This window comes from Endozoicomonas elysicola (assembly GCF_000710775.1).
Lineage (GTDB): Bacteria > Pseudomonadota > Gammaproteobacteria > Pseudomonadales > Endozoicomonadaceae > Endozoicomonas > Endozoicomonas elysicola.
This window is the reverse complement of the sequence record NZ_JOJP01000001.1, coordinates 4,260,645-4,285,501: the sequence shown is the minus strand read 5'-3', so window position 1 is coordinate 4,285,501 and position 24,857 is coordinate 4,260,645. Positions and strand designations below refer to the sequence as shown.

Sequence of the window (24,857 nt, the reverse complement as noted above, 5' to 3'; positions counted from 1 at the left end):
GGCTTCCTCTATCGTCCGGGCACCATAAATCGGCTTTCAGCAGTAATGGCTTCCAGTCCGGGATGACTGGAGCTGATGCTGAAGCGAACCGGCCGTGTGATGGGGGCTCCATCAATGAGGGGAGCGATTACCCTGATAATTTCCTGCTCCACACTGCCTGGCTCTACCACAATGGAGGTCTTGCCCGCTATTTTCAGATTTTCAATACCAGCCACCTGTATTTGGATCTCATGGGGCTGCTGGTCTTTGTTAGCGACTTTCAGTGTGTAGATATTCTCTACCTGGTCATCATGTATGACCCTGTAAAGGACATTTCTATCCCTGAGTACTTCCAGTTCCAGCGGGATTCGATGGCCAAGACTGAAGATAAACAGGCAGATCATGATAAATAATGCTGAACTATACCCGATCAGACGGGGGCGAAGCCAATGGGTCTTCTGACCCGCCAGTTCGTTGTCGGTGGTATAGCGGATCAGGCCTTTCTCGTAGCCCATCTTATCCATGATGGTGTCACAGGCATCAATACAGGCAGCGCAATCAATGCACTGATATTGGAGGCCATTGCGAATATCAATACCGGTCGGGCAGACCTGAACGCAGACACTGCAATCCACGCAGTCACCCAGTCCCATGCTTTTGTGATCGGCACTTTTCTTGCGGGGCCCGCGCTGTTCTCCACGGTTTGTGTCGTAGGCAACGACCAGTGTGTCGTTATCGAACATGACGCTCTGGAATCGGGCGTAAGGGCACATGTGGATACAGACCTGCTCCCTTAGATAACCGGCGTTACCATAGGTGGCCAGAGTGAAGAATCCAAGCCAGAAAACACCCCAGGAACCCACATCAAGCGTGAAAATGTCAACGACCAGGCCGCGGACCGGAATGAAATAGCCTACGAAAGTGAGAGCAGTACCAAAAGCGATGGCAAGCCAGAGAGTATGTTTGGCACTTTTCCGTAAAAATTTTTCGGCAGACATCGGCTCTTTATCAAGCTTCATCCTCCGGTTTCGCTCGCCCTCGGTTACCCGTTCTGCCCACATAAAGACCCAGGTGAAAACACTTTGGGGGCAGGTGTAGCCACACCAGACTCGTCCTGCAAATACCGTGAGCGCAAAAAGTCCAAAGGCACAGATGATTAATAACCAGGAGAGTAGAATGAAGTCCTGAGGCCAGTAGGTTGTTCCGAAAATATGGAATTGCCTGGCAGGCAGGTCAAACAGGATGGCCTGTCGACCATTCAGATTGATCCAGCAGGTGCCAAAAAAAAGTAAGAAAAGAAATGTACCACCAGCCAGGCGTAGCGTTCGAAAGCGACCTGAGAAGCTTCTTGTGTAAATCTTATCAGGCTTCTGGTAGAGGTCGATCAGTTCCGGTTCCTGATTGGCATTGTGTTTGTTCATAGAGCCCAAATATACCGGTAAGGTTTTTATGGTTTTCAGTGAGAACCCCTGCAGGGCCTGTATGAGCCCTGGAAGGATACAGGTGCACAAAGGATCCTCTTTATGCACCTTAAAATAAGGCTATTCAGCCTTATGGGTCAGGCTGTATACGTAAGCAGTTACCAGATGAACTTTCTCATCACCAAGAATGTTGTCCCATGGCGGCATCACGCCATTACGTCCTTGTCGGATTGTGTATTCCACCTGAGCCTGGCTTGATCCATAGAGCCATACATTGTTGGTTAGATTCGGAGCACCCAGGGCAAAGTTGCCGGTTCCATCCGCGTTGTGACAGACGGCACAAGTCGTATTGAAGATTTTCTTACCTGTAACCAGGTCGGCTTCACTGGCTCCAGTATCAATACTGGACAGTTCGCGAACATAGCTGGCAACTTGTTTTACACCTTTGTCGCCGATAACAGCGCCCCAGGCAGGCATCTGACCCTGGCGGCCGTGGGCAATGGTTGCTTTGATCGCATCAGGTGTGCCGCCGTAAAGCCAGTCATTATCAGCAAGGTTCGGGAAGCCAAAATTACCGCCAGCATCCATACCATGACAGAGTGCACAGTTGTTGATAAATACCCGTTCCCCCATCTTCAGAGCCTTTGGATTTTTAATCAGCTCTTCAATCGGAGTGGCGGCATAGCGGGCGAACTCAGGTGCATACTTGCGCTCATGCTTCTGTTGATCACGCTCCAGTTCACCAACCTGAGTCCAGCCAAGCACGCCTTCCCACTTACCCATGCCGGGATAAAGAATCAGGTAGCCTACGGTAAATACCAGGGTGGCTATAAACATAATGAACCACCAGTGAGGAAGAGGGTTATCGTACTCTTCAATACCATCGTAGGCATGGCCGGTGGTCTCTTCGGTCATTTCCTTGCGCTGAGCCTTGCGAGTTGAAAACAGAACCCAGGTGACCAGTACAAGGCAAGCGGTGGTCAGTAGGACGATCCACCAGTGCCAGAAATTACTCATCGTTATGCTACTCCTCTTTTCTGGGAGTTCTTATGGGCTTCCCGGTGGCTGTTTGTTGCATCTGAATCAAGAGTACCTGCTTCCGGGTCATCAACAAATGGCAGAGAGGCGGCTTCATCAAAGTCACCTTTTCGTCTGCTACTGTATGCCCAGAAAACCACCGACAGAAATGCGATCAGGGCGACCACTGTCGCCAGTCCTCGAATCGTATTGATATCCATCAGCGTTTACTCGTAATTACAGTGCCTAATCCCTGGAGGTAAGCCACCAGAGCATCCAGCTCGGTTTGCCCTTTCACAGCATCTTTTGCACCGGCAATATCTTCATTGGTGTAGGGAACACCCAGGGTGCGCAATGTTTCCATCTTGCGGGCTGTCAGTTTGCCGTCCAGTGTATTTTCCGCCAGGAATGGATAGGCCGGCATAATGGATTGAGGTACCAGATCCCGAGGGTTGATCAGGTGTGCACGATGCCAGTCGTCAGAGTAACGACCACCAACACGGGCAAGGTCAGGGCCTGTGCGTTTGGAACCCCAGAGGAACGGGTAGTCGTAAACTGATTCACCGGCAACAGAGTAGTGGCCATAGCGCTCAACTTCCGCACGCAGTGGACGGATCATCTGGGAGTGGCAGCCTGCGCAGCCTTCCCGTATGTAAATGTCGCGGCCTTCAAGTTGCATTGCCGTGTAAGGCTTCAGACCTTCCACTGGCTGAGTGGTCTCTTTCTGAAAAAAGAGAGGAACAATCTCAACCAGGGATCCAAAACTGATGGCTCCCACCACCAGAATCACCATCAGACCAATGTTTTTTTCAATAATGTCGTGTTTGATAGCCATTGTTATTATCTCCCTGCAACCGACTGAGCTGTGTCGAGAGCTGTCTGGTCGAGGTCCTTCTTATCCTGAGACTGGTCCTCCGATTCGCTGGCTGTGCGGTAAACGTTGTACGCCATCACCAGCATGCCGAGTACAAAGAACCCTCCGCCGATAGCGCGAACAATGTAGCCGAATCCACTGGCTTCTACGGACTCAATAAAGCTGTAAGTCAGTGTTCCGTCTTCATTGACTGCACGCCACATCAGGCCTTGAGTAATGCCGTTCACCCACATGGCGACAATGTAAAGAACCGTGCCAATGGTCGCGAGCCAGAAGTGTGCATTGATCAGGCTGACACTGAACATCTGCTCTTTACCATACAGTTTTGGGATCAGGTGGTAGAGCGAGCCAAAGGAAACCATGGCAACCCAGCCGAGTGCGCCGGAGTGAACGTGGCCAATGGTCCAGTCGGTGTAGTGAGACAGAGCGTTAACTGTCTTGATGGCCATCATGGGGCCTTCAAAGGTGGACATGCCATAGAAGGAGAGCGATACCACCAGGAATCTCAGAATCGGGTCTGTCCGCAGTTTGTGCCAGGCGCCGGAAAGCGTCATGATGCCGTTGATCATACCACCCCAGGAAGGTGCCAGAAGTACCAGGGACATGACCATACCAAGGCTCTGGGCCCAGTCAGGCAAAGCGGTGTAGTGCAGGTGATGTGGGCCGGCCCAGATGTAGATGGCAACCAGTGCCCAGAAGTGCACGATAGACAGCCGGTATGAATAAACCGGACGTTCAGCCTGTTTTGGAACGAAGTAATACATCATGCCCAGGAAGCCGGCAGTCAGGAAGAATCCTACAGCGTTGTGTCCATACCACCATTGGATCATAGCGTCCATGGCTCCAGCGTACGCTGAGTATGACTTGGTCAGGCTTACTGGAAGTGCAGCACTGTTTACAATGTGGAGCACGGCAACCGTAATAATGAAGGCGCCGAAGAACCAGTTGGCTACATATATGTGCTTGCTCTTGCGCTTCATGATGGTGCCAAAAAATACCAGAGCGTAGCTGACCCAGACCACAGCGATCAGGATATCAATAGGCCATTCAAGCTCAGCGTATTCTTTAGAGGACGTCATTCCCAGGGGAAGGGTAATGGCAGCAGCGACAATCACCAGCTGCCATCCCCAGAAGGTGAAGGCGGCAAGCCCTGGCATAGCTAGTGTCGTCTGACAGGTTCTTTGAACGATGTAATAGGACGTAGCAAACAGAACACAGCCACCAAACGCAAAAATCACCGCATTGGTATGCAGTGGCCTCAAACGTCCAAAGCTGGTCCAGGGTAAGCCCAGGTTGAGTTCGGGAAAGACCATCTGAGATGCAATCAGCAGGCCTACCGCCATACCAACAACTCCCCAGACCACGGCCATGATGGCAAACTGCCGAACTACTTTGTAGTTATAGGTCGGCTGTAACGTTGCAGTGCTCATGCTCCATGTTACCTTCGGGTTATACTTATGAGATTTGATGGTTATTGTGGGTAAACCGAAATGGGATTGTATTGATACGGATCAATGTCCGGTCAAAAAATGAGCCAGTTGCTTCTGTTTTAAACGTGCTTGTAAAAAACAGTGACTATAGAGTTGGCCGTTTTGTGGTTAAAAAATAATCAGTTCTTGATTTCAGCAACGTTGGGAATAGTTCCCTAAAACTGCTGACTGCGTCCTTGTAAACAGTTTGAAAAAGCAGAATGTATGTGCTGTTTTTTATCGTTTTTCCCGTATGATGGTGCTTGTTGAGTTATCTCTCTGGCTTTACTGCCAGAGCATTGAATGCACAACCCCATTGGAAAATTAAAAGCACCAGTTCCTGCTTTTCCCCTTATTAACCTACTAAACAGGCTTTGGTGTACCAATAGTCCTGACTTCTTATATCCTCATCTGGTTATCGGGAACATATACGAAATGATCCGCTAATCCCGCGGCAATCATACAGAAATATAAGGATGCTCGCTAATGCTTTTTCGGTCTTTACTGGTACGTTCTGTTTGATCTTGTGAAGGCCGATGTCGTTGGAGGCTGCATGTATAAAGGCATCTGGCTGAACCATAATGGTGCAGTCTTATCAGACTTTTTTGAAATAAAAATTCACGTTTTTACTGAGGTGACCTTTGAAACTAAAATGGAATAAAGCTGGTGATGATTCAGAGGTTCTGATTCTTGCTCATGGAGCGGGTGCAGGCATGGACAGTATGTTTATGGAGCGTATGGCAGAACTGCTCTGTCAATCAGGTATTACTGTCGTACGGTTTGAGTTTGATTATATGCAGCAACGGCGTGAAGCGGGGTCAAAGCGTCCGCCTGATCGACAGCCGAAGCTGCTGGTCTCCTGGAATCAGGCAATCGAGCGAGTGTATGAGGAAGTGAAAAAGCCAGTTTTTATTGGTGGTAAGTCCATGGGAGGGCGAATGGCGACCCTGCTGGCGGCTGAGCAATCAGGCACAGGGTTCTTGCCTGTAAAAGGGATTATTTGTCTTGGGTATCCTTTTTACGCTTCAGGAAAAGTCGACAAGCCCCGCATTGAGCATCTCGAGCATATAGAAACACCAGTGCTGATTCTTCAGGGGGAGCGTGATGCGATGGGTAGCCTTGAAATTGTCAGCTCTTATCTTCTATCACCTAAAGTCAAGGTAAGCTGGTTGCCTGATGGTAATCATGATTTAAAACCCAGAGTTTCTTCCGGCCATACTCAGGATGGTCACTTGAATCTTGCTGTTGAGCGTATCAAACAATTTGCTGATAGTTGATCCGGTTCTTTAGTAATCACTCTCCAGGCACCTCTAAGCTATGTTGGTGGTTCGCTGAATAAATGGGTGTTTAATGTAACGAAAGTGAAGTTTTTAATGGGCTTTCTTTGATGAGGTGTATTGGTTTGCGTTAATTTATTAAAGGATTGCCAAAAGCGGAATTGCATATCCATATTGAAGGTACTCTGGAGCCTGAGCATTGCCTTGAGTGGGGCAATAGGAATGGCATTAAATTGCAGCACAATACGCCAGAAGTCATCATTCGATCTTATCTTAAATGACTTGTCTTCTTTCCTCTCAGCTTAATTATCTTGGAATGCAGGTTCTGCTGACAGGGCTGGACTTCTACGATCTTACTTATCGGTATTTTCAGAAAGCAGCTTCATAAGGGAGTGTCTATGCTGGAGTTTTTCCGATCCTCAGGCTCATACTTCGCGGGGTGTGGACTTTGAAATTGTGATTTCGGGAGTTCACCGTGCTCAGTGTGACGCTCGGCAAGAGCTAGGTGTTGAGTCAGGGCTGATCATGTGCTTTCCCCTCTTAGTTAGTCATTTGACTTTCTCAATAATCCTCGAAATGATGGAAAAGAGGGTTCTGGTAATCCAGAGCTGATAAGAGATTCAATGGTGCGGGGCTGATTATGATGATGACTTCAGAGTGGTTATCTGTGCTGCCAAAAGCTGAGTTGCACATGCATATTGATGGTAGCCTGCAAGCAGAACGTATGTTGCAGCTGGCGAAAAAAAATGGCATTGATCTGCCCTATAGCACCGTTGAAGAGGTTGAGGATGCATACCAGTTCAAGGATTTGCAGAGTTTTCTGGATCTTTACTACCTGGGTGCTTCTGTCCTTCGGGAAGAGGATGACTTCTATCATTTGATGATGGATTACCTGCTTAAATGTCGGGAAGACAATATTGTCCATGCGGAGATAATGGTGGAGCCCCAGACTTATCTGGCTAATGGCATCGGTTTTGATGTGTTCATGTCAGGCTTTAAAAGAGCCATTGCGGACGCCAAGTCACAATGGGGGATTAGTATTTTATTGATTCTCAGTTTGCTTAAGCATACGACGGAAGATGAATGTATTGCTGTTTTGAACATGGCGGATGACTATTCGGATGACTTTGTAGCACTGGGAATGGCAAGCACGGAGATAGGTAATCCGCCGAATAAGTTTCAACGGCTTTATGAGCTTGGTAAAAGCAGAGGTTATAACCTTCAGACTCATTCTGGAGAGGAAGGCTCGGCTGATCTTATCTGGGGTAGTTTGGAGGCTATGCAGGTAAAACGTATCGATCATGGAGTCCGCTGTACTGACGATCCTCTGCTGGTAGATCATTTGAAAAATCATCAGATTCCTTTAACGGTTTGTCCTCTTTCCAATGTTCGCCTTCGTGTTTTCGATAAAATCGAAGATCACAACATTATTGATTTATTGAAAAAAGATGTGCTGGTTACTGTGAACTCTGATGATCCTGCGTATTTCGGAGGCTTTCTGAATGATAATTACCATGCGCTGATAGATGCTTTTGATCTTGATAAAACTGACGTTCTAGCACTGGTAAAAAATGGATTTCGAGCCAGCTATTTACCAGAAGATCGGGTTCAGGTATTTATGGATGAATTAGACAGGGCGGTGGATGGTTGATATTGCCAGCTTACAACCGGGAAGATAGAAAAAAGCACCTCATTTAAACAGAGGTGCTGTATGAATTATTGAGTTTCTTTCAGGAACTCAATGGAAGGGGCGAAAAATGCACAGCCAGTCACCGGAGTGGAAAAATTCATCAGGTGATCATAGTGGCCTTCACTGTCAGCCTTAACCATTGCTTTCAGCATCAGATTAAAATGCTTTGGTGTTCTTCCGTAAGCAATAAAAAACAGGCCAGATTCCTTTGAATCGCCATAGGGCATGCTGTGGCGGAGGATCTCCATGCTCTTGCCATGTTCGTCTTTCAGGTTAACCCGTTTGATATGGGCAACGGGTGCTTTCTCTTCAGAACTGAACTCAATGTTGTCCGCTTTGGTACGGCCAATAATGGTTTCCTGATCTTTCAACGGGCACTGTTCCCACTCTTTTAAGTGGTGAACATAGCGTTGAGTATGGATATAGCTGCCGCCGGCAAATGCGCTGTCCTCTTCTCCCACAAGGGCAACCGTCGCCCGGTTATCGCCTTCCGGGTTTTCAGTGCCATCGACAAATCCGGTGAGGTCGCGACTGTCCAGATACCGGAAACCACTGACATCTTCCTGAACCTGCACAATATTTCCAAGTTGACGAAGCACTTGGCTCATCAGGATGTAATTAACATCCTTACGGTTTGATCGGGTGTGTAACAGTAAATCGCCTGCTGTTGACGGAGCTTCGCGGTCACCGTCTTTTACTGCTATGAACGGACGTAACGCTAGTGGCTTGCTGTCTGGGTAGAGTTGATCCCAGGCATTGCTGCCAATACTGATGGTTGAGCTGAGCCGTGCGTCGGGATACTGGTCAACTAATGTTTGAGTCAGTTTCGGAATAGCGGACAGTGTCTGACGGATCTGCGACAGGCTGCTGTCGCTGTTTTCTTTGATCGTTAGTACCAGAAATTGAGCGTCGCTATTGGCATCCGGAGTGATGCCGGACTGAGGCGTTGGCATGGTCTTAAACCTTGAAAAGTCTATGAATTGAGTTGTCCGTCACATTTGTGAACCGTTGGGGCTGTCTTCTTCTTTAGCCTGTTTCCAGTTCACTATTGCTTTTGTAGACTGCCTCTCAACCTTGCGCTGCAAGGGCGGTCAGACAATGCATCAAAATGATGTCGGTGGGTATTCAACATTCTGGAGGTTTTTGTTTTTCCAGGTGAGCCGTCACCGGTTTTGATGGATTGATCATTATACTATCACCACTGAGCCCTTATTACTGTCAGGGATCAATGCAGTCTTTTTTTGTATTAATAAGCATAAATCCAAACATGAATGGCTGGCCAGTGAGTGATTACAGCAGAAGTCTGCTTTGAAGGAGTGCTGTATATGAAATTGATCCCTACCACTGTTCTCGCATTGGCGTTGTCGTCGATTACGGCAGCTCAGGCGGGTTTAATGGGGCCTCGCCCACCCGTCAATCTGTCAATGGGACTTGATGGTGCTGCTGCGATGCACAGTGACTCCGCAGCTTCGGATACAACCTATCTTTCCGGGCCGGGTGCAGAAGGTTTTAAAACGGAATTTGCTTTTCTTAATGGTGTTTGTTCTACGGTGCTGGTGCGCAGAGATGGCAATCCGCTGGTGGTATGCAGTGACTTTGGTGATCAGTCACCCATGATTTATCTGCTGGATCAGAATACCAGTGCGGTTATGGCTCAGATGCGTGTTGAGTTGGGTTCTACCATGGGGGGGATCTATGCTTACCTGGATTACAGTGATCGGGTGGTGATTGCTGATGGTGCTGATGCTCTGTTATGGGTTGAAGCAAAACAGAAGGATGGTCAGTGGAGCCTGAAAAAGAAGAAACGGGTTAACTTATCCAGAGCGGTGCCAAAAGAGGAGTACATTAATGCGCTGAACCCTGATGCTGAGGGTGGTGTATGGTTTGTGACCGATCAGGCGATGGTGGGACGCTATGATCCTGAAGAAAAAGAGACGGTTAACTTGCGTTTAGGCAAGGGTGAAACCGTACACAACTCTTTTGCCAACTCTGGTGATGGTAAAGCGGCTATCGCAACCGACCGGGCGTTGTACCTGCTTGAATATGACGATGATGAGATTGAAGTAGTATGGCGTGAGGAATATGAAGCTGGCTCTCATCGAAAGCCTGGAAAACTTTCCCATGGAACAGGATCCAGCCCCACCTTTTTTGGTCCGGTATCTGGTACAGAGTTCCTGACGATTGCGGACAATGCTGATGATGGTGAGCAGCTGTTGATCTTTGATACCGAAGTCAAAGGAAAGCGTGATCCCCTGGTTTGTGAGGTTAACCTGCCCGTTGCTGAAGGTGTCTTTGCCAGTGAGAATTCACCGATTGGTCTGGGGCGTACTGCTATTGTCTCTTCAACGTATGGTTATCCGTACCCTATTGATGACACTTTGCCACCTTCAGTGCCTTCTTCAGCACCCATGGTGGGTGGAATGTTCCGCGTTGATGTCAGTGAAGGCTATAAACCGGGCAAGGGTGTTAAGGAGAGTGATCCATCTGTTTGCAGCATTGTCTGGGAAAACCCTGTCCATTCTTCTGCTGTACCTAAACTCTCTGTTTCTGATCAGTTGATTTATACCGTAGATCGACAGGGTGATGATTACTCCTTTATGGCTATTGATTTCCATACTGGGGAAACACTTGATGCTCAGTTAATGGGCAGTGGACGTATATTTAATACATTGCAGCTGGCAGGTAATGCAGGCTTTAGGCAAACCTATTGGCAGGGTACTACTGGCGGAGTGATTAAGGTTAGTCGAAATTAAAAGAGAATAAAATGACCAGTAGGCATCAAATACTCTGCTGGTCATTTTCCTGTGCTTGGTTATCAGAGTCCGTTGCTTCTTTATCTGCAATATATCTCTGTAAAGGTGGGGCAGCAGGAAGGGAAAGAGCTTGTTCTTCAAAACTAACGAGACTTCGTAATGAAAGTTTTGTCATAGCCTGTAGTGACAATGGAGTATAGTTTTCCTCTCCTGTTATGTACTGCACTTTAATTTCTGCATGTCCCCAAACGGCAGATACGGCGAGAAAAACTGTTTTCCCCTTTAGCTCAGTAAAAGCATCTCCTAAATAGGTATCATCAATTTTGAATCCTACGATTCCCTGGCCCATATCTATTATGCATTTTATCTTTTCCGGAGCTGCAAATGTTTCCTTTGGTTTGTCTCTTGGGTAATTTCCAAGAATCTGATCATTATGAAGTAACTCGTTTCTCTTTATATCCCAGCCCCAGGAGCTCTCTGTGCTACCAAGAAGGTTTGTATAGCCTGTTCCATTAAGGGGCATTTCTTGCATTGCCACCCCAATAACAGCATGGGTACCTCGCATAGTGGCTGGCCATTCAACTTCCAGTATATGAGTACCTTTGAAAAATCCGGTGTCAGACATGGCGAGATCAGTGCTTTGGGCAACAGGGTGACGATGTAATTTTGTCGGTTCACTATCTGGGATATGAATATTTCGACTACTCTTTGCTCGATCCCATACGCTACTTAGGGGGGGAGTAGCAGTCGGTAGTTCTAAGGATTTTAAAGATGTATAAGTGCACTCGGGCAATGTAACCATTTGATCCACCGTTCTTCCTTCCCAAAAAGCATTGTTGTTAGCTTCCACTTGTGAATCGAAATTTGTTAGAGCGATGACGCCTGGCTGAGAGGTATTTTCTGGCGAGATCGGTTGGCTTGTATGAGAGAGAGTGGGGGGGTAAGGCTCTGTTACACACGGTAAACAGTATGAAAGAAGGCTTCTTAAGTTCATGTATTTATTTGTTCAGTAATTGCTCATCGTTAACTAGACAGTTTTGTAATGAAAAGGTTCTATTTTTTAGCTCATTATGGCTTCGAAAAGGAGAAAGATAATGTATTTCAGGATTCATCAGTATTCTGAAGTTCTGATTTTTTAAATAAAAGGTAGGGGGGGGATGATACAGGATGAGAAAATGATTTTTATTTTTGAACCGAATTTTGCAGAACATAAAATTTAGTGTTTGAAATTTTTTCGCTTTGGCTATGCTCTTTGTATTGAAGTGGATTTAATATCAATAATTTTTGAGGGGTTTTATGCCAAGTGTATCTGTGCCTTTTGGGGTTGCAAATTTTGATCAAATAACGACTGAAGGATCAGGAAAATATAAGACAGATGTGGAAAAAAAATGTGTTCAATGTGATAAAAATTTTTCCAGAGAAAATGGTGTTAGATTGCAAGAGGAATATGCGAGAGGATTTCATATTTTTCGAGTGGTATTTCCTACTTCTTGTGGTCTAGATAAGCTTCATCTTATTCATACTGAATGTCTTTATAAGAAAGTGAAGGGTTGTACTGAAAGTGAGTTTTCATTATATGGAAAAAAAATAGGGCGTTGTGATGAAATACGGAAAGTTCTTGGTGATTGGATAAAGATTGATAAAACTTATCACTCTGTCCATCAGTTAGTATTAAAGTGTAAAGGTGGACAAGTTGAATACAAATGTCTTGACGGATTTCAGAGGAAAATAAATTTTTTGCGACAGCTGATTGATTATGGAAGTGGATTAAAAAAACTATATATGGAGGCAAGCCTTATGCTTGGAGATGTTTATCTTGATAAGTGTCGTGGTGAGAAAGATGTCGATCAAGCAATAGATGCTTTTCAGCAAGTTAAAGGCTTGGATGGTACCGATAGTTCAGATGTTTTAGGAAAAATAGAAAAAGCAAAGTCTAAAAAATGTGAGTGGCTGTTTAAAAAAGCACAGAGTGATGCAGTAATGCTGCTTGAGGATTGCTTTTCAGCAGTTGAAGTTATTCATAGTGAGTATCCAGGTAATAGCGTAATTGCATGCTATCAAGCGGAGTTGCACTTATTGAGAGCAAAATTTGCACTGGATGCTTTTGGGGATAAAAGTGGCCGTTTGTCTGTACTTGAAAGTGCGTATGCATGTTTTGATGAACTCATTAGTGAGAGAGAAAAATTTAAGAATGAGCTTGAAGCGTTAAGTGAAAGAAAATGTCAGGAGCTGGTATCAATAGCAGAGCAAAGGCCAGAATGTAATCTGAGTAAGTATTTTAATCTGTTGGAAAAGCTAAATGCTTTTTATCCAAAGAATGGCAACATCCATTCATGTCTGGCAAAAATTGCTAAGCAGCATATGGCAGAAATAGAAAAACTATTAAGTGATCCTATGCAAATAGATTTTGATATATTGAAAGAAGCATTTGACAGCATAGGGTTTTGCCAGAAATATGGAGGAAAAGGGCAGGCGTTTAAAAGAAAAGTCCAAGCTTTGAGTCAATTATATTTTTACCCCCCGAGTGGGAAGTTTGATACTGTATTGAGTGCTGTGAAGGTGGGACTTAATTCTGAGAATCCTGATTCCGAACAGCTTATGAAGCTGTCTGCCTGGTTTGAAATTATCGAGAAGCAGGGGAGTCGATGGCAGCGGAGAACCTTATCACATCTGCAGCTCAAAGCTATAAGGCATTTGTAATAGAGCATGTTAATACTCTGCTGTGAATGATTACTTATTTCTGTTAACAGAAATGCTTTATACAATGCTCTTTTTTGATTAAGGCACAAAAGGAGTTGGTACTTTGCTAACGGCTTCGGCAACTTATCGGCGTGTATGGCACTTTGCCTGGCCGGCCATTATCTCCAATATTTCAGTACCGCTGCTGGGGCTGGTGGATGCTGCAGTCCTTGGTCATCTCTCTTCTCCGGAATACCTGGGTGGTGTAGCCGTAGCGGCAACCCTGTTCAGTATGATTTTCTGGGCTTTTGGTTTTCTGAGAATGGGAACCACTGGACTTGTTGCCCAGGCTAAGGGTCGAAATGACAATTATGCCCTCAGAAAGTGGCTGTTACAGTCCGTGGTTTTTGCTGCTCTAACAGGCTTGGTGCTGATTCTCTGTTCCCCGTTGATCTTACATTTTGCTTTGCCATTTTTTGAAGCCAGTGAGGTTGTGGCAAGGCAGGCTGAAATCTATTTTCAGACCCGGATATTTTCGGCACCAGCCGTATTAGTCAATTTTGCGCTGATTGGTTGGTTGATTGGTTTGCAAAAGCCGAAGGGGCCTTTGTTTATTCTGGTGCTGGGTAATGCAGTCAATATTGTGCTGGATTTGCTGTTTGTTCTCGGTTTGGGCTGGGCGACCCAGGGTGCTGCGATGGCAACGGTGATCGCTGATTATCTGGCACTGGCTCTTGGGTTGTTAATGGTAAGGCGGATTCTGGCGGGTGATGGCTGTCAGTTCAGTCGTGAAATGGTGTTTGATATTGCCGCTTTTCGTCGGTTGATCATGCTGAATCGCCACTTATTTGTTCGTACATTGTGTCTGTTATCGATACAGGCGTTTTTTACTGCCCAGGGTGCCCGTCTGGGAGATGAGGTGCTGGCTGCCAATGCACTGCTTCTGAATTTGATGATGCTGATTTCCAATGGCCTGGATGGCTTTGCCCATGCAGCAGAAGCGTTGACAGGTGAGTCGATTGGCAAAGGAGACCGCGGGCAGTTTTATCAGGTGGTCAGAGTGACCGGCTGGTGTTCTTTGATCTGTGGAGGGCTGTTCTGTCTGTTTCTTGGTCTTGGCGGGAACTCTTTGTTGGGCTGGTTGACCAATATTCCAGAGGTTGCAGAACAAGCGTCTGTTTATCTACCATGGCTGGTAGCCATGCCTCTGATTGCAGTCTGGTGTTTCTGGCTGGATGGTGTCTTTATTGGTGCGGTCAGAACGGATATGATGCAGAACACCGTATTGATCGCCACGTTTCTGGTTTTTCTGCCAGTCTGGTTTCTTTTTCGTGATATGGGGAATCAGGGGTTGTGGCTGGCTTATACCGTATTTATGACTGCCCGGAGCCTTGGGTTGATCTGGGTTTATCGCCGATTTAGTAAGAATGATGTCTGGTTTGCTACCCGACATGACGTTATATGAAAGGCTGGTTTGAGGGGCTTGATGTCTGACGTGTTGCTTGAAAAGAGTATTGAAGAGGTTGAAGTGCAGCATGAGCTGGATACCTGTGGACTGTTTTGCCCGGAACCCGTGATGATGCTGCACAATAAAATCAGGGATATGTCGCCAGGTGAGGTGGTCCGGGTATTGGCTACCGACCCCTCCACCAAACGTGATATCCCAAAGTTCTGTAATTTTCTGGAACACCCGCTGCTGTTACAGAATGAGCAAGGTAATCAGTTTGTGTATCTGATTCGTAAGCGCATCTAACTGGCGACGTGAAGCTATTATTCCTGAAGTTAAGTGCCTAAAGGCAAGGAAGAGCTACTCTTCCTTGCTGATTGATCGAAATTAATTAAAACCAAGCTTAACTCTATATTCTTTCGTTCGTAGAAGCATGTTGACTCTTTGAGGGTGGAAGGAATGGTGTTTTACAAATTCAGTTGATAGTCATTGACCTTCTTCTTAGGCAATGAATGCATTAAATTTTGCCTCTTCCTCATCACTTTTTTCTTCAGCTTTTATCAATTGATCATTGTTTATCATTACGCATGTCATATTCATACCACTACTTGAAGAAACATGGTTGTCAATATCTCTGCATTCCTTAATAAATGCTCTTAGAAGCTTTTTTGATTGTGTTTGTAGTGCGGATTTTTAGAACAATTTGCTGTCACCGCAGTAGGGTCGTCTATTCTCTGATAGCCCCTGGGTTCTGTTGACATATGGCTCCAGGCTCAGTGGCTCGTAAAGCCGTATTTCACAAGGCGAACTGGTGCAGATGTATCAAAACCAGTGCAACGAAGCTGGAAGGCGAATTTACGAGCAGGAATACTGCTTCTACCGTCGTTGCAAGAACTTGAAAGGTACTAGTACTTGTGCTCTTTAGGTTGTCCCTGTGCTCTTGCTCCTAACCAGAAGCACTTGGCTGGAGCTGAGAAAGGAGACTTATGTCAACAGAGTCTAGCCCCCGAAAGAGGGGGCTAGACTAATAAGGTTGATTACGTATAATTCCTTGTGTTCAGAAATTCAGTCTATTCGCTTTTTCTCTTCCATATTGTGCACTGAGCTACCGTATGCTGATATTTTCGGGCAGTCTCTCTGATTACAAATGGTATATCAAAAGCTGGGCGTGCCTCCTCAAAATGTGTGCTCAGCGCTCTCTGCAGTCCTGTATGGGTGTCAACGGCTTCTCCATTTTCACGGATTCCACCGAGCCAGTTCTCTTTGGGCGTATACTCTTCCAGCCAGGTATAGGGTGAAGTGATAACCAGGATGCCGCCAGGGCGGATGCGCTCATGAATCATGCCCAGGAATAGAGCTGGATTATTCAGTCGATCAATCAGGTTACCGGCAAATACCAGATCGTAGTCATTATGAATTGGTTTCAGGTTGCAGGCATCCCCCTGGGTAAAGCGGACTCTATTAGTATTGATATCACCCAGTCCGATTTCATTCATATCTGCAATGAAATAATCACCCAGTTCACCTTCTGTTGGTACGTGGTAGCGAACTTTTCCCCGTTCCTGCAATTCTGCTGCGGCTGAGATAAAGCGTGCGGAGAAGTCGATGCCATCCACATGCTGAAACCAGCGAGCCAGTTCGAAGCTGGTGCGTCCGACGGAGCAGCCCAGATCCAGCGCTCGGGTACGAGGCGTATCTCCGCTGACTTCATAGCATATACGTGCACAGGCTTCTGGATAGTTGGGAACTTCAAAGAAGATTTCACCAAAGTGGAATGCCAGGTATTGTGCAACCAGTGAGTCGCTTTCGTATGGGTTGTTAGAGGTGTTGGTCATAGTGTTGGACTCAACGTAGCGGAAACCTGCATGTTGGAAAAAGTGACGGCGGAAGGCGTAGCGTGAATCTTTAATGGCGTAGTTGCCTGTTGAGATCCAGCAGCCTCCTTTAATGAGGTTGTGGCGTCCATCAAAGGTTGGAGTTGAAAAATCATCGTAGCAGGGGTGAACACGGAACCCTTCATAACTGTCAATGGGGGTAGTGGTCCATTGCCAGACATTGCCAATAATGTCGCACAGTTGTCCGGTTCTGAAGCGGTCAACCGGGCAGGATGAGGACCAATATTCGAGATTAATATTTCCAGGGGCTTTATCCCACCAGGGCTGGTCAGTATCGATGGCTTCTCTCAGGCAGTACCATTCGGCTTCACTGGGTAGCTGGATCTTTTTTCCGGTCACTTCTGACTTCCAGCGGCAAAAGGCTTGGGCTTCATGGCAGTTAACGTCGGCGGGCCAGTTCCAGGGCATGTCGATTTCTTCCAGCATGGTGCGGTAGCGATACCTATCCCCATCGGGTACCCAGAATTCGGGATGGCGGGCTTTGCCATCACTGTTGCTGAACGTTGCCCAGGCCCAGCCTTCATCCGTCCACCAACGTTCGTTGTCATAGCCGCCAGCATCCATAAAAGTTTTGAACTCCTGATTACTGACCAGATATTCGCTGGCTTTGAAGGGGGCGACCTCAACCTCGAAATGTCCATATTCGTTGTCCCAGCCGTAGAGAGAATTATCGTAATCCTTGCCAAGACGAAGCGATCGACTATCAATATCAATCAGGCGGTTTTCCGGTGCTGACCCTGTTTCAGTGCAGTGTTGCCAGGAGCTGTGCGGCTGGACGTATGAGATTGGAAGCTGACGAATTAGTACCGATGAAGTTTCAAGGTGAATGCGCTCATGTTCAATACCCATCAGAATGATCCAGGCTGGGCTTTCCCAGGTGATGGGTATCTCTAATGGCATGTCCTGGACAAAGCTGGAAACCAGTGTCCTGACTTTGCTGCGGTAGTCGCGAACCTGTTGAACGGTTGGCCATTTGTAATTGTTGTCGTCCAGATCATCCCAGGACATTTCATCAACACCAATTGCGACAGTGGACTCAATATAAGGGTCAACGCGTTCTGGGATCAGTTTAGCGGTGATCAGTTTGTTGATAAAAAAAGCAGCAGTATGCCCGTAATAGAAGATCAGAGGGTGCCGTAGGGGGATTGCTTTTTCATACCAGGCTTCTTCGCGCGCCAGAGTTTCAAATAGCAGGTCATACTGATCAAAAGTCTGGTGGAAATAATTCAACAACTCTTGTCGTTTGCTCTCGGGGTTACCTTCGTTCAGAACCAGGGTTCGAATTACTTTTTCCTGATTAACATCTGGGGTGACACTGTAGTCTATGTGACTCGCAGTATTCTCAGCCACGTTTCCTCTCCTGAGTAGTGATGTTTGTGTGTTCAGCAATCAGTGGTCAGTCAGCAGAACCGGCGGTATAGGTTTATTGCGGTGCGTGCTTCCTTATAGAAAAACAGCGTATCCATCTCTTATTGCTATCAAATGAACGCATACGGTGCAAATGCAAGAAAGGATTTCAAAGGAGTAACCAAGTGCAGAGGCAGTGAGAGAATCAAGAGCTCAGTTTAGTTTAGCGTAGTTTTTTCAGGTGATTCTCATTAGGCGGATTTTATGAGCAGGTTAACTTCTGTTTGAAGAAGTTAGTAAGGCTATGTTGTTTTTTTCATCACTTTATTGAATTGATATGGCAGCCATTGTCTTTCGGTATCTTTTGCTTGAGGTAAGTATTTGCGTTAATAGGGCTATTATGGCAGGTGCAAAGTTTGCTATGATAGTTCGTTATTTCGCGGGCGGCTGATTTACCCGTTATGCAGTAGCCTGTGGTTAAAGCTGGTTATTGTCATGGCTGGGCTTGTTGCCGAACTCTCTCATCCTTTGCATGAAGGCGGGGGTACTTCATGGCTGTAGTTGCCAAAAAGTCATCCATGATATTTTTCTCGGATCCAGCTGACCATTACTGTCACCGGGTTCGTATTGTTCTGGCAGAAAAGGGCGTTGCTGTTGACGTTCAGAATGTTAATCCGGAAAACCTTCCTCGGGAGCTTTCCGATCTGAACCCCTACAATAATGTACCTACGCTGGTTGACCGGGAACTGGTTCTGTATGAGCCAAACGTCATGATGGAATATCTGGACGAACGTTTCCCTCATCCACCGTTGCTGCCTGTTTATCCTGTCAGCCGTGCCCAGAGCCGACTGATGATGCACCGTATTCAAAAAGACTGGTGTGCTCTGGTGGATACGATACTGGATCCCAGAACCAAGGAAACACCTGCTGCCCGAGCTCGTAAAGAGCTGAGGGAAAGTCTGATGGCTGTTGAGCCTATTTTTGCTGAAATGCCGTTCTTTATGAGTGAAGAGTTTACTCTGGTGGACTGCTGTGTTGCGCCTATCCTTTGGCGTTTGCCTGCGCTGGGTGTTGAATTACCCAAGCAGGGTAAGTCAATTCTGGACTATGCTGAGCGTTTATTTGAGCGTGAGTCGTTCCAGGAGAGCCTTTCTGAGATTGAAAAGGAAATGCGTGAGTAACCCTGGCTGGCGGCGTGAAGTATTTGTCCGGAGGCTGTTATGACAATGACCAGTAGCCGTTCGTATATTGCCAGAGCACTGTATGAATGGATTCTTGATAATGATTGTACCCCTTATATTCTGGTGGACGCTCATCGCCGTGGCGTAGAGGTTCCGCAGGAATACGTTAAGGATGGTCAGATTGTTCTGAACATCTCGCCAACGGCGGTACGGGCTATTAATATTGGTAATGATTACATCATGTTTGATGGGCGTTTTGGTGGTCGAGCGTTGACGATTACGGTGCCTATCCCTGCATTGATGGCAATCTATGCTCAGGAAAATGGTCAGGGGATGGTCTTTGAGGCCGAGCCTCTTGAAGATCAGGAAGAGCCTGAAGCAGTTCAAGCAGAGGTGGTTGAAGATGAGCCACCTTCGCCACCTAAAAAGCCCGGGCGTCCTCACTTGAAAGTGGTTAAGTAGTTTTCATTGTCTGATCCCTGAAAAGAGTCGCTATGCGGCTCTTTTTTTTGCGCTTAATATTGTGGGTTTTCTGTATGTTTCCTTGTTTTGGCTGACTTATATTCCAGAATTACATGTCTATCATGTAGGTGAGCAGTTCAAATGGCTCTAATGCTACTATTTGTCTGTATTAATTGTTCGGCCTGTTATTTTCTCTGTTAAAGTTTGAAATACAGATTGTATGGTGCAGAACAGGAAGAAAAATGAAGCTAGCAATTATCAGTGGCAGTCATCGTCTCGAGTCGCAAAGTGAGCGGATCAGTCGAGCGTTGGCAGATCGAGTGAATGAGCTTTCGCTGTTTGATTCAGTGGAGATACTTTCTCTCGCTGGGAACCCTCTGCCTCTATGGGATGAGTCCATCTGGTCCGGTGATGAGGAGTGGAAGGCTCGGCTGGCACCCTGGAGGCAGAAGTTGAAAGAGGCAGATGCATTGATTGTGGTGGCACCAGAGTGGAATGGTATGGTGCCTGCCGGACTTAAGAACTTTTTTCTGTTGTTTGGTACTGCTGAACTTGGGCATAAGCCGGCACTGATTACCGCTATTTCTGCTGGGCAGGGTGGTGCATACCCGGTCGTTGAGCTCAGAACTAGCAGCTATAAAAACAGCAGGATCTGCTATTTACCAGATCACCTTATTGTTCGTCATGTGGGTCAGGTGTTTACTGGGGATGATCCTGAGGGGGATCAGCATCTGTGGGAGAGAGCAGAATATTGCCTTAATCTGCTTAAAGCATATTCCACAGGACTCACTCAGGTTAGAGAGAGTGGGGTGGTTGATCACAAGACGTTTCGGAATGGAATGTAAAAAAATCTGAAAATAAAAAAACTCCAGCAATTGCTGGAGTTTTTTGTGAAGGCAGCTTAGATAAACAAGCTGAAGATCACGGCAACAGCGGCACCTGTTGTACCGATAATGGTTTCCATCACGGTCCAGGTTTGCAGAGTCTGCTTCTCGTTCAGACCAAGATAGCGGTTTGCCAACCAGAAGCCTGAGTCGTTAACGTGTGACAGTACGATTGAACCACCACCAATAGCGACGGTGACGGCTGCCAGCTGGGCGCCGGACAGTGCCAGAGGCTCCAGCATTGGCAGGATAAGGCCGCAGGCAGTCAGCATGGCTACAGTAGCAGAACCCTGAATAACACGGACAGCCGCTGCCAGAATAAAGGCCAGAATAACAATCGGTAGACCTGTGCCAGCCAGCATGTTGCCCAGAGCCTGACCAACACCGGAATCCACCAGAACCTGTTTGAATACACCGCCGGCACCGGTTACCAGAATGATAACGCCAGCAGGCTGCAGGGCAGATCCGCAGATATTCATGACTTCATCTTTGGTATAACCGCGCTTGATGCCCAGCAGATAGCAGGCAGCAAGACAGGCAACCATGATGGCAGTGAAAGGGTGGCCAATAAATGTCAGCCAGCCGTGAACGGTAGAGCCAGCTTCAACAAAACGGGAGCCGATGGTCTGCAGGCCGATCATCAACAGAGGCAGGATGATTAGGGCGAATGCCAGTCCAAAAGAGGGCAAGGTGCCGTTACGGTCTTTGAACTCTTCGCTGGCAGCAGCATGTGCAGGCAGGGGTACATCAACAATTTTGCTGATGAAAGAGCCAAACATTGGGCCAGCGAGAATCATGGCGGGAATAGAGGCAGACAGACCAATCAGAATCATCCAGCCAAAGTCGGCACCCAGCTGAGAAGCAACCAGAATAGGGCCGGGTGCAGGGATCAGGAATGCCTGACAGGTGGCGATGCCGGCCAGCAAGGCTATACCCATTTTAACAACGCTTTCTTTGCTCTTTCTGACGATGGCAAAAACGACACCGATCAATAGTACAACGGCGACGTCAAAGAAAAGTGGCAGTGCACAGATAAAGCCGGTGATGGTAATTGCCCAGTTGGCTTTCTCATTACCGAAGCGGGCCAGTAGTGTTTGAGCAATGCGGTCCAGGGCCCCGGTGGTTTCCATGACCTTTCCGAACATGGCACCCAGTGCTACCACAACAGCAACAAAGCCCAGAGTGCCACCCATTCCTTTCTGGATGGTGGCGGCGATATCAGCTGGATTCATACCGGTAGCGATACCAGCAATCATGGACACCAGGATCAGTGCCACTACAGCGTGCAGTCTGGCCTTCATTACCAGAAATAGGAGCAGCAGAATGGAGCCGGCTGCGGTATAGATCAGAGAAAGATCCGACATGATTGATTCGTCTCAAAAAATTTAAAAACTTTTCATGATTCAATGTTACGGGTAACATGTTACCCGTAACATGGTGTTTGAAGAAGTTTATTTTCTGTATTTTTTCGATAACTATTGATCGAGATCAAAAAAGTGAGTGGCAAAACATTTGTAGTAATGGGTGTGTCCGGTTCTGGCAAGTCTACGGTAGGTGAGTCACTCAGCCGGGCTATAAGTGCAAAGTTTATTGATGGTGATGATCTTCATCCCAGGGCTAATATTGAAAAGATGGCCGGTGGTAATCCACTGAACGATGATGATCGTCAGCCATGGTTGGAAAGAATTCGTGATGTCTGCTTCAGTGTGCAGGCAAAAAATGAAACTGGTGTTGTCGTCTGTTCTGCTCTGAAAAAGAAATACCGGGATATTATCCGTGAGGGTAATGATCAGGTGTATTTTATCTTTCTTGATGGTAGCTATGATCTGATTCTGGAAAGAATGAAGGCTCGTAAGGGGCACTTTATGAAAGAGAGTATGCTGCAGAGTCAGTTCAGCACGCTTGAAGTACCCGGCGCTGATGAAAATGGTGTGGCTCGTGTCGATATCTCCTGTGATATTGATGAGGTTGTTGCCATGGCTGTTGAGGCTTCTGTCGGTTTTAGCAGAGAGGTTGCGGCATGAATCCTATCGTGCTTGAGGTTACGCAAAAAATTGCGGAACGCAGTGCGGCGCTTCGTCAGAATTATGTAGATCGAATGGAGCATCAGGCCAGTACTGGTAAAATTCGCCAGTCTCTGAGCTGTGGTAATCTTGCTCATGCTGTTGCGGCCTGTGGCTCGCAACAGAAAGACAATATTCTGAATTTTACCCGTGCCAATGTGGCCATTATCTCAGCCTATAACGATATGTTGAGTGCCCATCAGCCGTATCAGGACTACCCGTTTACTATCAAGGAAACGCTGGCTCGACAGGGGCACAGTGCTCAAGTGGCAGGTTGTGTGCCGGCCATGTGTGATGGTGTCACCCAGGGTCAGCCGGGCATGGATATGTCCCTGTACTCCCGGGATGTTATTGCCCAGAGCGTGGCGATCAGTCTTAGCCATAACACATTTGATGCAACGTTGTTGCTGGGTGTTTGTGACAAAATTGCGCCAGGCCAGCTTATTGGTGCGCTGTCGTTTGGTCACCTGCCTACTGCTTTTGTCCCGTCTGGCCCAATGCCAACGGGAATTTCCAATGATGAAAAAGTAAAAGTCCGTCAACAGTATGTTGCAGGTGAGGTGGGTAAGGATGCACTGCTGGCCATGGAGTGTAATGCCTACCATGCGCCGGGTACCTGCACATTTTATGGTACAGCTAATACCAATCAGCTGGTGTTTGAAGCCATGGGTCTTATGTTGCCGGGGTCTGCATTTATTCCACCGGGAACTGAATTGCGTGAAGCTCTGACTTGTGAAATTGCTGAAGATATTGCCAGTAAAATTCACGGTGCTCCTGCTTACCGCCCGCTGTATGAAGTGCTTGATGAGCGCAGCCTGGTGAACGGTCTGGTGGCCTTATTGGCATCTGGGGGTAGTACCAACCATTCAATCCATATGATTGCGGTTGCCCGGGCTGCTGGCTTTATTCTGACCTGGGATGATTTTGATGCACTCTCACAGGTGGTGCCGCTACTTACCCGTGTATACCCCAACGGTCCTGCAGACATTAATCAGTTTCAAGAGGCAGGTGGTGTGCCTGTTCTGTTAGCTGCTCTGGCTGAGCGTGGTTTGCTGCATATGGATGCGGTGCCGTGTTATGGGACGATGGAAGACTACCTGAGAATGCCAGAGCTGGAAAATGGGCAGTTGATCTGGAAGGCTGTTGCTGAAACGCGTAACTCGGAAGTGATTGCTGGCTTTGAGCAGGCTTTTGCGGTTACTGGTGGCTTGAAAGTTCTGTCCGGTAATCTGGGACGTGCTGTCATCAAGATAAGTGCGGTAGCGGAAGAGCATTTCACTACGACAGCACCGGCTTTGGTCTTTAACTCTCAGTACGAAGTTGAGGCAGCATACAAGGCAGGTGAATTAAATCAGGATGCTATCATTGTTGTTCGCTTCAATGGTCCTGCTGCCAATGGTATGCCAGAGCTCCATATGTTGATGCCCATTCTGGGTAATTTGCAGAAAGCAGGCCATAAAGTGGCTTTGTTAACGGATGGTCGTCTCTCCGGTGCGTCTGGTAAGGTGCCAGCAGCGATTCATGTGACTCCGGAGGCGCAGTTGGGCGGTCCGCTGGCTTATCTGCAGAATGGGGATGTAATAACAGTGAATGCGGTTACTGGTGAAATTACGGTAGAAGCCGACCTCTCTTCAAGAGAGGCGAGTCGCCCTGATTTATCAGATCTGCACCATGGATATGGTCGCGAATTATTCAATGGTTGTCGTCAATCGGTTTCCAGTGCGGAAGAAGGCGCATCCATCCTTTTTTGTCGAGGTGTTAAATGAGTCAGTGGGCAACTCAACCAGCTGCTGTGTTTGCTGCATCCCCAATTGTTCCTGTTATGGTGATTGATCACATAGAGGACGCGGTGCCGATGGCGCAGGCATTGAGCGAGGGGGGGATCAAGGTATTTGAAATCACTCTGCGTACTGATGCTGCCCTGGAGGCCATTCGTCAGATTGCTGAGGCGATGCCAGATGCCATGGTGGGTGCTGGAACGGTAATAAATGCTTCTCAGTATGATGCAGCTGTAGCCGCAGGTGCAAGATTTGTGATATCTCCGGGAATGACGCCTGAGCTTCTTGCTCATGCCAGCCAGAGCTCTGCTCCACTAATTCCCGGTTGTGCGACGCCTTCAGAAGTAATGCAGGCGCTGTCACATGGCTATGATCATCTGAAATTCTTCCCCGCTGAAGTAAATGGTGGTGTTAAGGCGCTGAAGGCGATTTCTGCACCACTGCCGCAAGTTCGTTTCTGTCCAACCGGTGGGATCGGGCCTGATAATATCAAGGAATACTTGGCACTGAGCTGCGTGGCAACTATTGGAGGTTCCTGGATGTTGCCTGCAGATGTAGTTGCTGCCCGCAACTGGCCAGAGATCTCACGCCTGGCGGCAGAAGCGGTTGCTTTGGTTTCCTGATATTACTGAAAAACAGCA

General features: G+C 47.2%; 22 protein-coding genes. 13 read left to right on the top strand and 9 right to left on the bottom strand.

What is annotated here, in order from left to right:
* Nucleotides 1-8: 8 nt before the first annotated feature.
* From ccoG to ccoN, 5 genes are all read right to left on the bottom strand, one after another.
* The gene (gene ccoG / locus GV64_RS18085) at nt 9-1,400 is read right to left on the bottom strand and encodes a cytochrome c oxidase accessory protein CcoG (protein ID WP_051087864.1); all 1,392 of its coding nucleotides are present in this window, start codon (nt 1,398-1,400) and stop codon (nt 9-11) included.
* Nucleotides 1,401-1,520: 120 nt separating this feature from the next.
* Complete coding sequence (ccoP, locus tag GV64_RS18080; protein WP_020584899.1) at nt 1,521-2,417, bottom strand: cytochrome-c oxidase, cbb3-type subunit III; 897 nt, start codon at nt 2,415-2,417, stop codon at nt 1,521-1,523.
* A gap of 2 nt (nt 2,418-2,419) precedes the next feature.
* Entirely contained in the window at nt 2,420-2,638 is a 219-nt protein-coding gene (locus GV64_RS18075) for a CcoQ/FixQ family Cbb3-type cytochrome c oxidase assembly chaperone (protein WP_020584898.1), read from the bottom strand.
* Nucleotides 2,638-3,246: a cytochrome-c oxidase, cbb3-type subunit II gene (ccoO, locus tag GV64_RS18070; protein ID WP_201772565.1), complete on the bottom strand. Its 609-nt coding sequence runs from the start codon at nt 3,244-3,246 to the stop codon at nt 2,638-2,640. Before ccoO ends, GV64_RS18075 begins: the two co-directional genes overlap by 1 nt.
* An 11-nt stretch (nt 3,247-3,257) precedes the next feature.
* Nucleotides 3,258-4,721, bottom strand: coding sequence for a cytochrome-c oxidase, cbb3-type subunit I (gene ccoN / locus GV64_RS18065; protein ID WP_020584896.1), 1,464 nt, complete (start codon nt 4,719-4,721; stop codon nt 3,258-3,260).
* Nucleotides 4,722-5,401: 680 nt separating this feature from the next.
* Between ccoN and GV64_RS18060 the strand changes: the two genes are divergently transcribed.
* From GV64_RS18060 to GV64_RS18055, 3 genes are all read left to right on the top strand, one after another.
* Nucleotides 5,402-6,037 carry an alpha/beta family hydrolase gene (locus GV64_RS18060; RefSeq protein WP_020584894.1) on the top strand — a complete coding sequence of 212 codons (636 nt, stop codon included), beginning with the start codon at nt 5,402-5,404 and terminating at the stop codon, nt 6,035-6,037.
* A gap of 146 nt (nt 6,038-6,183) precedes the next feature.
* The gene (locus GV64_RS26290; RefSeq protein ID WP_407919922.1) at nt 6,184-6,318 is read left to right on the top strand and encodes a hypothetical protein; all 135 of its coding nucleotides are present in this window, start codon (nt 6,184-6,186) and stop codon (nt 6,316-6,318) included.
* A 359-nt stretch (nt 6,319-6,677) separates the two neighbouring features.
* On the top strand, nt 6,678-7,688 hold the full coding sequence (locus tag GV64_RS18055) for an adenosine deaminase (protein WP_020584893.1): 1,011 nt from the start codon (nt 6,678-6,680) through the stop codon (nt 7,686-7,688).
* A 65-nt stretch (nt 7,689-7,753) separates the two neighbouring features.
* Here GV64_RS18055 and GV64_RS18050 read toward each other — a convergent pair whose 3' ends face one another.
* Entirely contained in the window at nt 7,754-8,680 is a 927-nt protein-coding gene (locus GV64_RS18050) for a Dyp-type peroxidase (RefSeq protein WP_020584892.1), read from the bottom strand.
* A 372-nt stretch (nt 8,681-9,052) separates the two neighbouring features.
* Between GV64_RS18050 and GV64_RS18045 the strand changes: the two genes are divergently transcribed.
* Nucleotides 9,053-10,480, top strand: coding sequence for a hypothetical protein (locus GV64_RS18045; RefSeq protein WP_026258622.1), 1,428 nt, complete (start codon nt 9,053-9,055; stop codon nt 10,478-10,480).
* A 25-nt stretch (nt 10,481-10,505) separates the two neighbouring features.
* On the opposite strand, the gene GV64_RS18040 is transcribed toward GV64_RS18045, so the two are convergent.
* Nucleotides 10,506-11,282: an SPRY domain-containing protein gene (locus GV64_RS18040; RefSeq protein WP_236633007.1), complete on the bottom strand. Its 777-nt coding sequence runs from the start codon at nt 11,280-11,282 to the stop codon at nt 10,506-10,508.
* Between the two features lie 494 nt (nt 11,283-11,776).
* On the opposite strand from GV64_RS18040, the gene GV64_RS18035 reads away from it, so the two are divergent.
* The 3 genes from GV64_RS18035 to tusA all read left to right on the top strand — a co-directional run bounded on the left by GV64_RS18035 (nt 11,777) and on the right by tusA (nt 14,912).
* The gene (locus tag GV64_RS18035) at nt 11,777-13,180 is read left to right on the top strand and encodes a hypothetical protein (RefSeq protein WP_020584889.1); all 1,404 of its coding nucleotides are present in this window, start codon (nt 11,777-11,779) and stop codon (nt 13,178-13,180) included.
* 103 nt (nt 13,181-13,283) lie between these two features.
* Nucleotides 13,284-14,624: an MATE family efflux transporter gene (locus GV64_RS18030; RefSeq protein WP_020584888.1), complete on the top strand. Its 1,341-nt coding sequence runs from the start codon at nt 13,284-13,286 to the stop codon at nt 14,622-14,624.
* 21 nt (nt 14,625-14,645) lie between these two features.
* Entirely contained in the window at nt 14,646-14,912 is a 267-nt protein-coding gene (gene tusA / locus GV64_RS18025) for a sulfurtransferase TusA (RefSeq protein ID WP_020584887.1), read from the top strand.
* 764 nt (nt 14,913-15,676) lie between these two features.
* Here the strand turns inward: tusA and ovoA are convergent.
* Nucleotides 15,677-17,851: a 5-histidylcysteine sulfoxide synthase gene (ovoA, locus tag GV64_RS18020; protein WP_020584886.1), complete on the bottom strand. Its 2,175-nt coding sequence runs from the start codon at nt 17,849-17,851 to the stop codon at nt 15,677-15,679.
* Between the two features lie 548 nt (nt 17,852-18,399).
* On the opposite strand from ovoA, the gene GV64_RS18015 reads away from it, so the two are divergent.
* The 3 genes from GV64_RS18015 to GV64_RS18005 all read left to right on the top strand — a co-directional run bounded on the left by GV64_RS18015 (nt 18,400) and on the right by GV64_RS18005 (nt 20,336).
* Complete coding sequence (locus tag GV64_RS18015; protein WP_020584885.1) at nt 18,400-19,029, top strand: glutathione S-transferase N-terminal domain-containing protein; 630 nt, start codon at nt 18,400-18,402, stop codon at nt 19,027-19,029.
* Nucleotides 19,030-19,074: 45 nt separating this feature from the next.
* Complete coding sequence (locus GV64_RS18010; RefSeq protein ID WP_034844604.1) at nt 19,075-19,491, top strand: ClpXP protease specificity-enhancing factor; 417 nt, start codon at nt 19,075-19,077, stop codon at nt 19,489-19,491.
* A 242-nt stretch (nt 19,492-19,733) separates the two neighbouring features.
* A complete protein-coding gene (locus GV64_RS18005) occupies nt 19,734-20,336 on the top strand; it encodes an NADPH-dependent FMN reductase (RefSeq protein ID WP_020584883.1) in 603 nt (200 codons plus the stop codon).
* A gap of 56 nt (nt 20,337-20,392) precedes the next feature.
* On the opposite strand, the gene gntU is transcribed toward GV64_RS18005, so the two are convergent.
* A complete protein-coding gene (gntU, locus tag GV64_RS18000) occupies nt 20,393-21,739 on the bottom strand; it encodes a gluconate transporter (protein ID WP_020584882.1) in 1,347 nt (448 codons plus the stop codon).
* A 132-nt stretch (nt 21,740-21,871) separates the two neighbouring features.
* Between gntU and GV64_RS17995 the strand changes: the two genes are divergently transcribed.
* From GV64_RS17995 to GV64_RS17985, 3 genes are read left to right on the top strand one after another with little or no spacing between them, the layout of a single operon-like run.
* Entirely contained in the window at nt 21,872-22,399 is a 528-nt protein-coding gene (locus GV64_RS17995; RefSeq protein WP_026258619.1) for a gluconokinase, read from the top strand.
* Nucleotides 22,396-24,204 (top strand): phosphogluconate dehydratase, encoded by a 1,809-nt coding sequence (gene edd / locus GV64_RS17990; protein WP_020584880.1) that lies wholly within the window; start codon nt 22,396-22,398, stop codon nt 24,202-24,204. Before GV64_RS17995 ends, edd begins: the two co-directional genes overlap by 4 nt.
* Complete coding sequence (locus tag GV64_RS17985; protein WP_020584879.1) at nt 24,201-24,839, top strand: bifunctional 4-hydroxy-2-oxoglutarate aldolase/2-dehydro-3-deoxy-phosphogluconate aldolase; 639 nt, start codon at nt 24,201-24,203, stop codon at nt 24,837-24,839. Before edd ends, GV64_RS17985 begins: the two co-directional genes overlap by 4 nt.
* The last annotated feature ends 18 nt before the right edge of the window (nt 24,840-24,857 follow it).

Excerpts from the sequence above, each read along its gene's own strand:
- ccoG (WP_051087864.1), bottom strand. The coding sequence starts at position 1,400 with ATGAACAAACACAATGCCAATCAGGAACCGGAACTGATCGACCTCTAC.
- ccoP (WP_020584899.1), bottom strand. The coding sequence starts at position 2,417 with ATGAGTAATTTCTGGCACTGGTGGATCGTCCTACTGACCACCGCTTGC.
- GV64_RS18075 (WP_020584898.1), bottom strand. The coding sequence starts at position 2,638 with ATGGATATCAATACGATTCGAGGACTGGCGACAGTGGTCGCCCTGATC.
- ccoN (WP_020584896.1), bottom strand. The coding sequence starts at position 4,721 with ATGAGCACTGCAACGTTACAGCCGACCTATAACTACAAAGTAGTTCGG.
- GV64_RS18055 (WP_020584893.1), top strand. The coding sequence starts at position 6,678 with ATGATGATGACTTCAGAGTGGTTATCTGTGCTGCCAAAAGCTGAGTTG.
- GV64_RS18050 (WP_020584892.1), bottom strand. The coding sequence starts at position 8,680 with ATGCCAACGCCTCAGTCCGGCATCACTCCGGATGCCAATAGCGACGCT.
- GV64_RS18045 (WP_026258622.1), top strand. The coding sequence starts at position 9,053 with ATGAAATTGATCCCTACCACTGTTCTCGCATTGGCGTTGTCGTCGATT.
- GV64_RS18040 (WP_236633007.1), bottom strand. The coding sequence starts at position 11,282 with ATGGTTACATTGCCCGAGTGCACTTATACATCTTTAAAATCCTTAGAA.
- GV64_RS18035 (WP_020584889.1), top strand. The coding sequence starts at position 11,777 with ATGCCAAGTGTATCTGTGCCTTTTGGGGTTGCAAATTTTGATCAAATA.
- tusA (WP_020584887.1), top strand. The coding sequence starts at position 14,646 with ATGTCTGACGTGTTGCTTGAAAAGAGTATTGAAGAGGTTGAAGTGCAG.
- GV64_RS18015 (WP_020584885.1), top strand. The coding sequence starts at position 18,400 with ATGGCTGTAGTTGCCAAAAAGTCATCCATGATATTTTTCTCGGATCCA.
- GV64_RS18010 (WP_034844604.1), top strand. The coding sequence starts at position 19,075 with ATGACCAGTAGCCGTTCGTATATTGCCAGAGCACTGTATGAATGGATT.
- GV64_RS18005 (WP_020584883.1), top strand. The coding sequence starts at position 19,734 with ATGAAGCTAGCAATTATCAGTGGCAGTCATCGTCTCGAGTCGCAAAGT.
- gntU (WP_020584882.1), bottom strand. The coding sequence starts at position 21,739 with ATGTCGGATCTTTCTCTGATCTATACCGCAGCCGGCTCCATTCTGCTG.
- edd (WP_020584880.1), top strand. The coding sequence starts at position 22,396 with ATGAATCCTATCGTGCTTGAGGTTACGCAAAAAATTGCGGAACGCAGT.
- GV64_RS17985 (WP_020584879.1), top strand. The coding sequence starts at position 24,201 with ATGAGTCAGTGGGCAACTCAACCAGCTGCTGTGTTTGCTGCATCCCCA.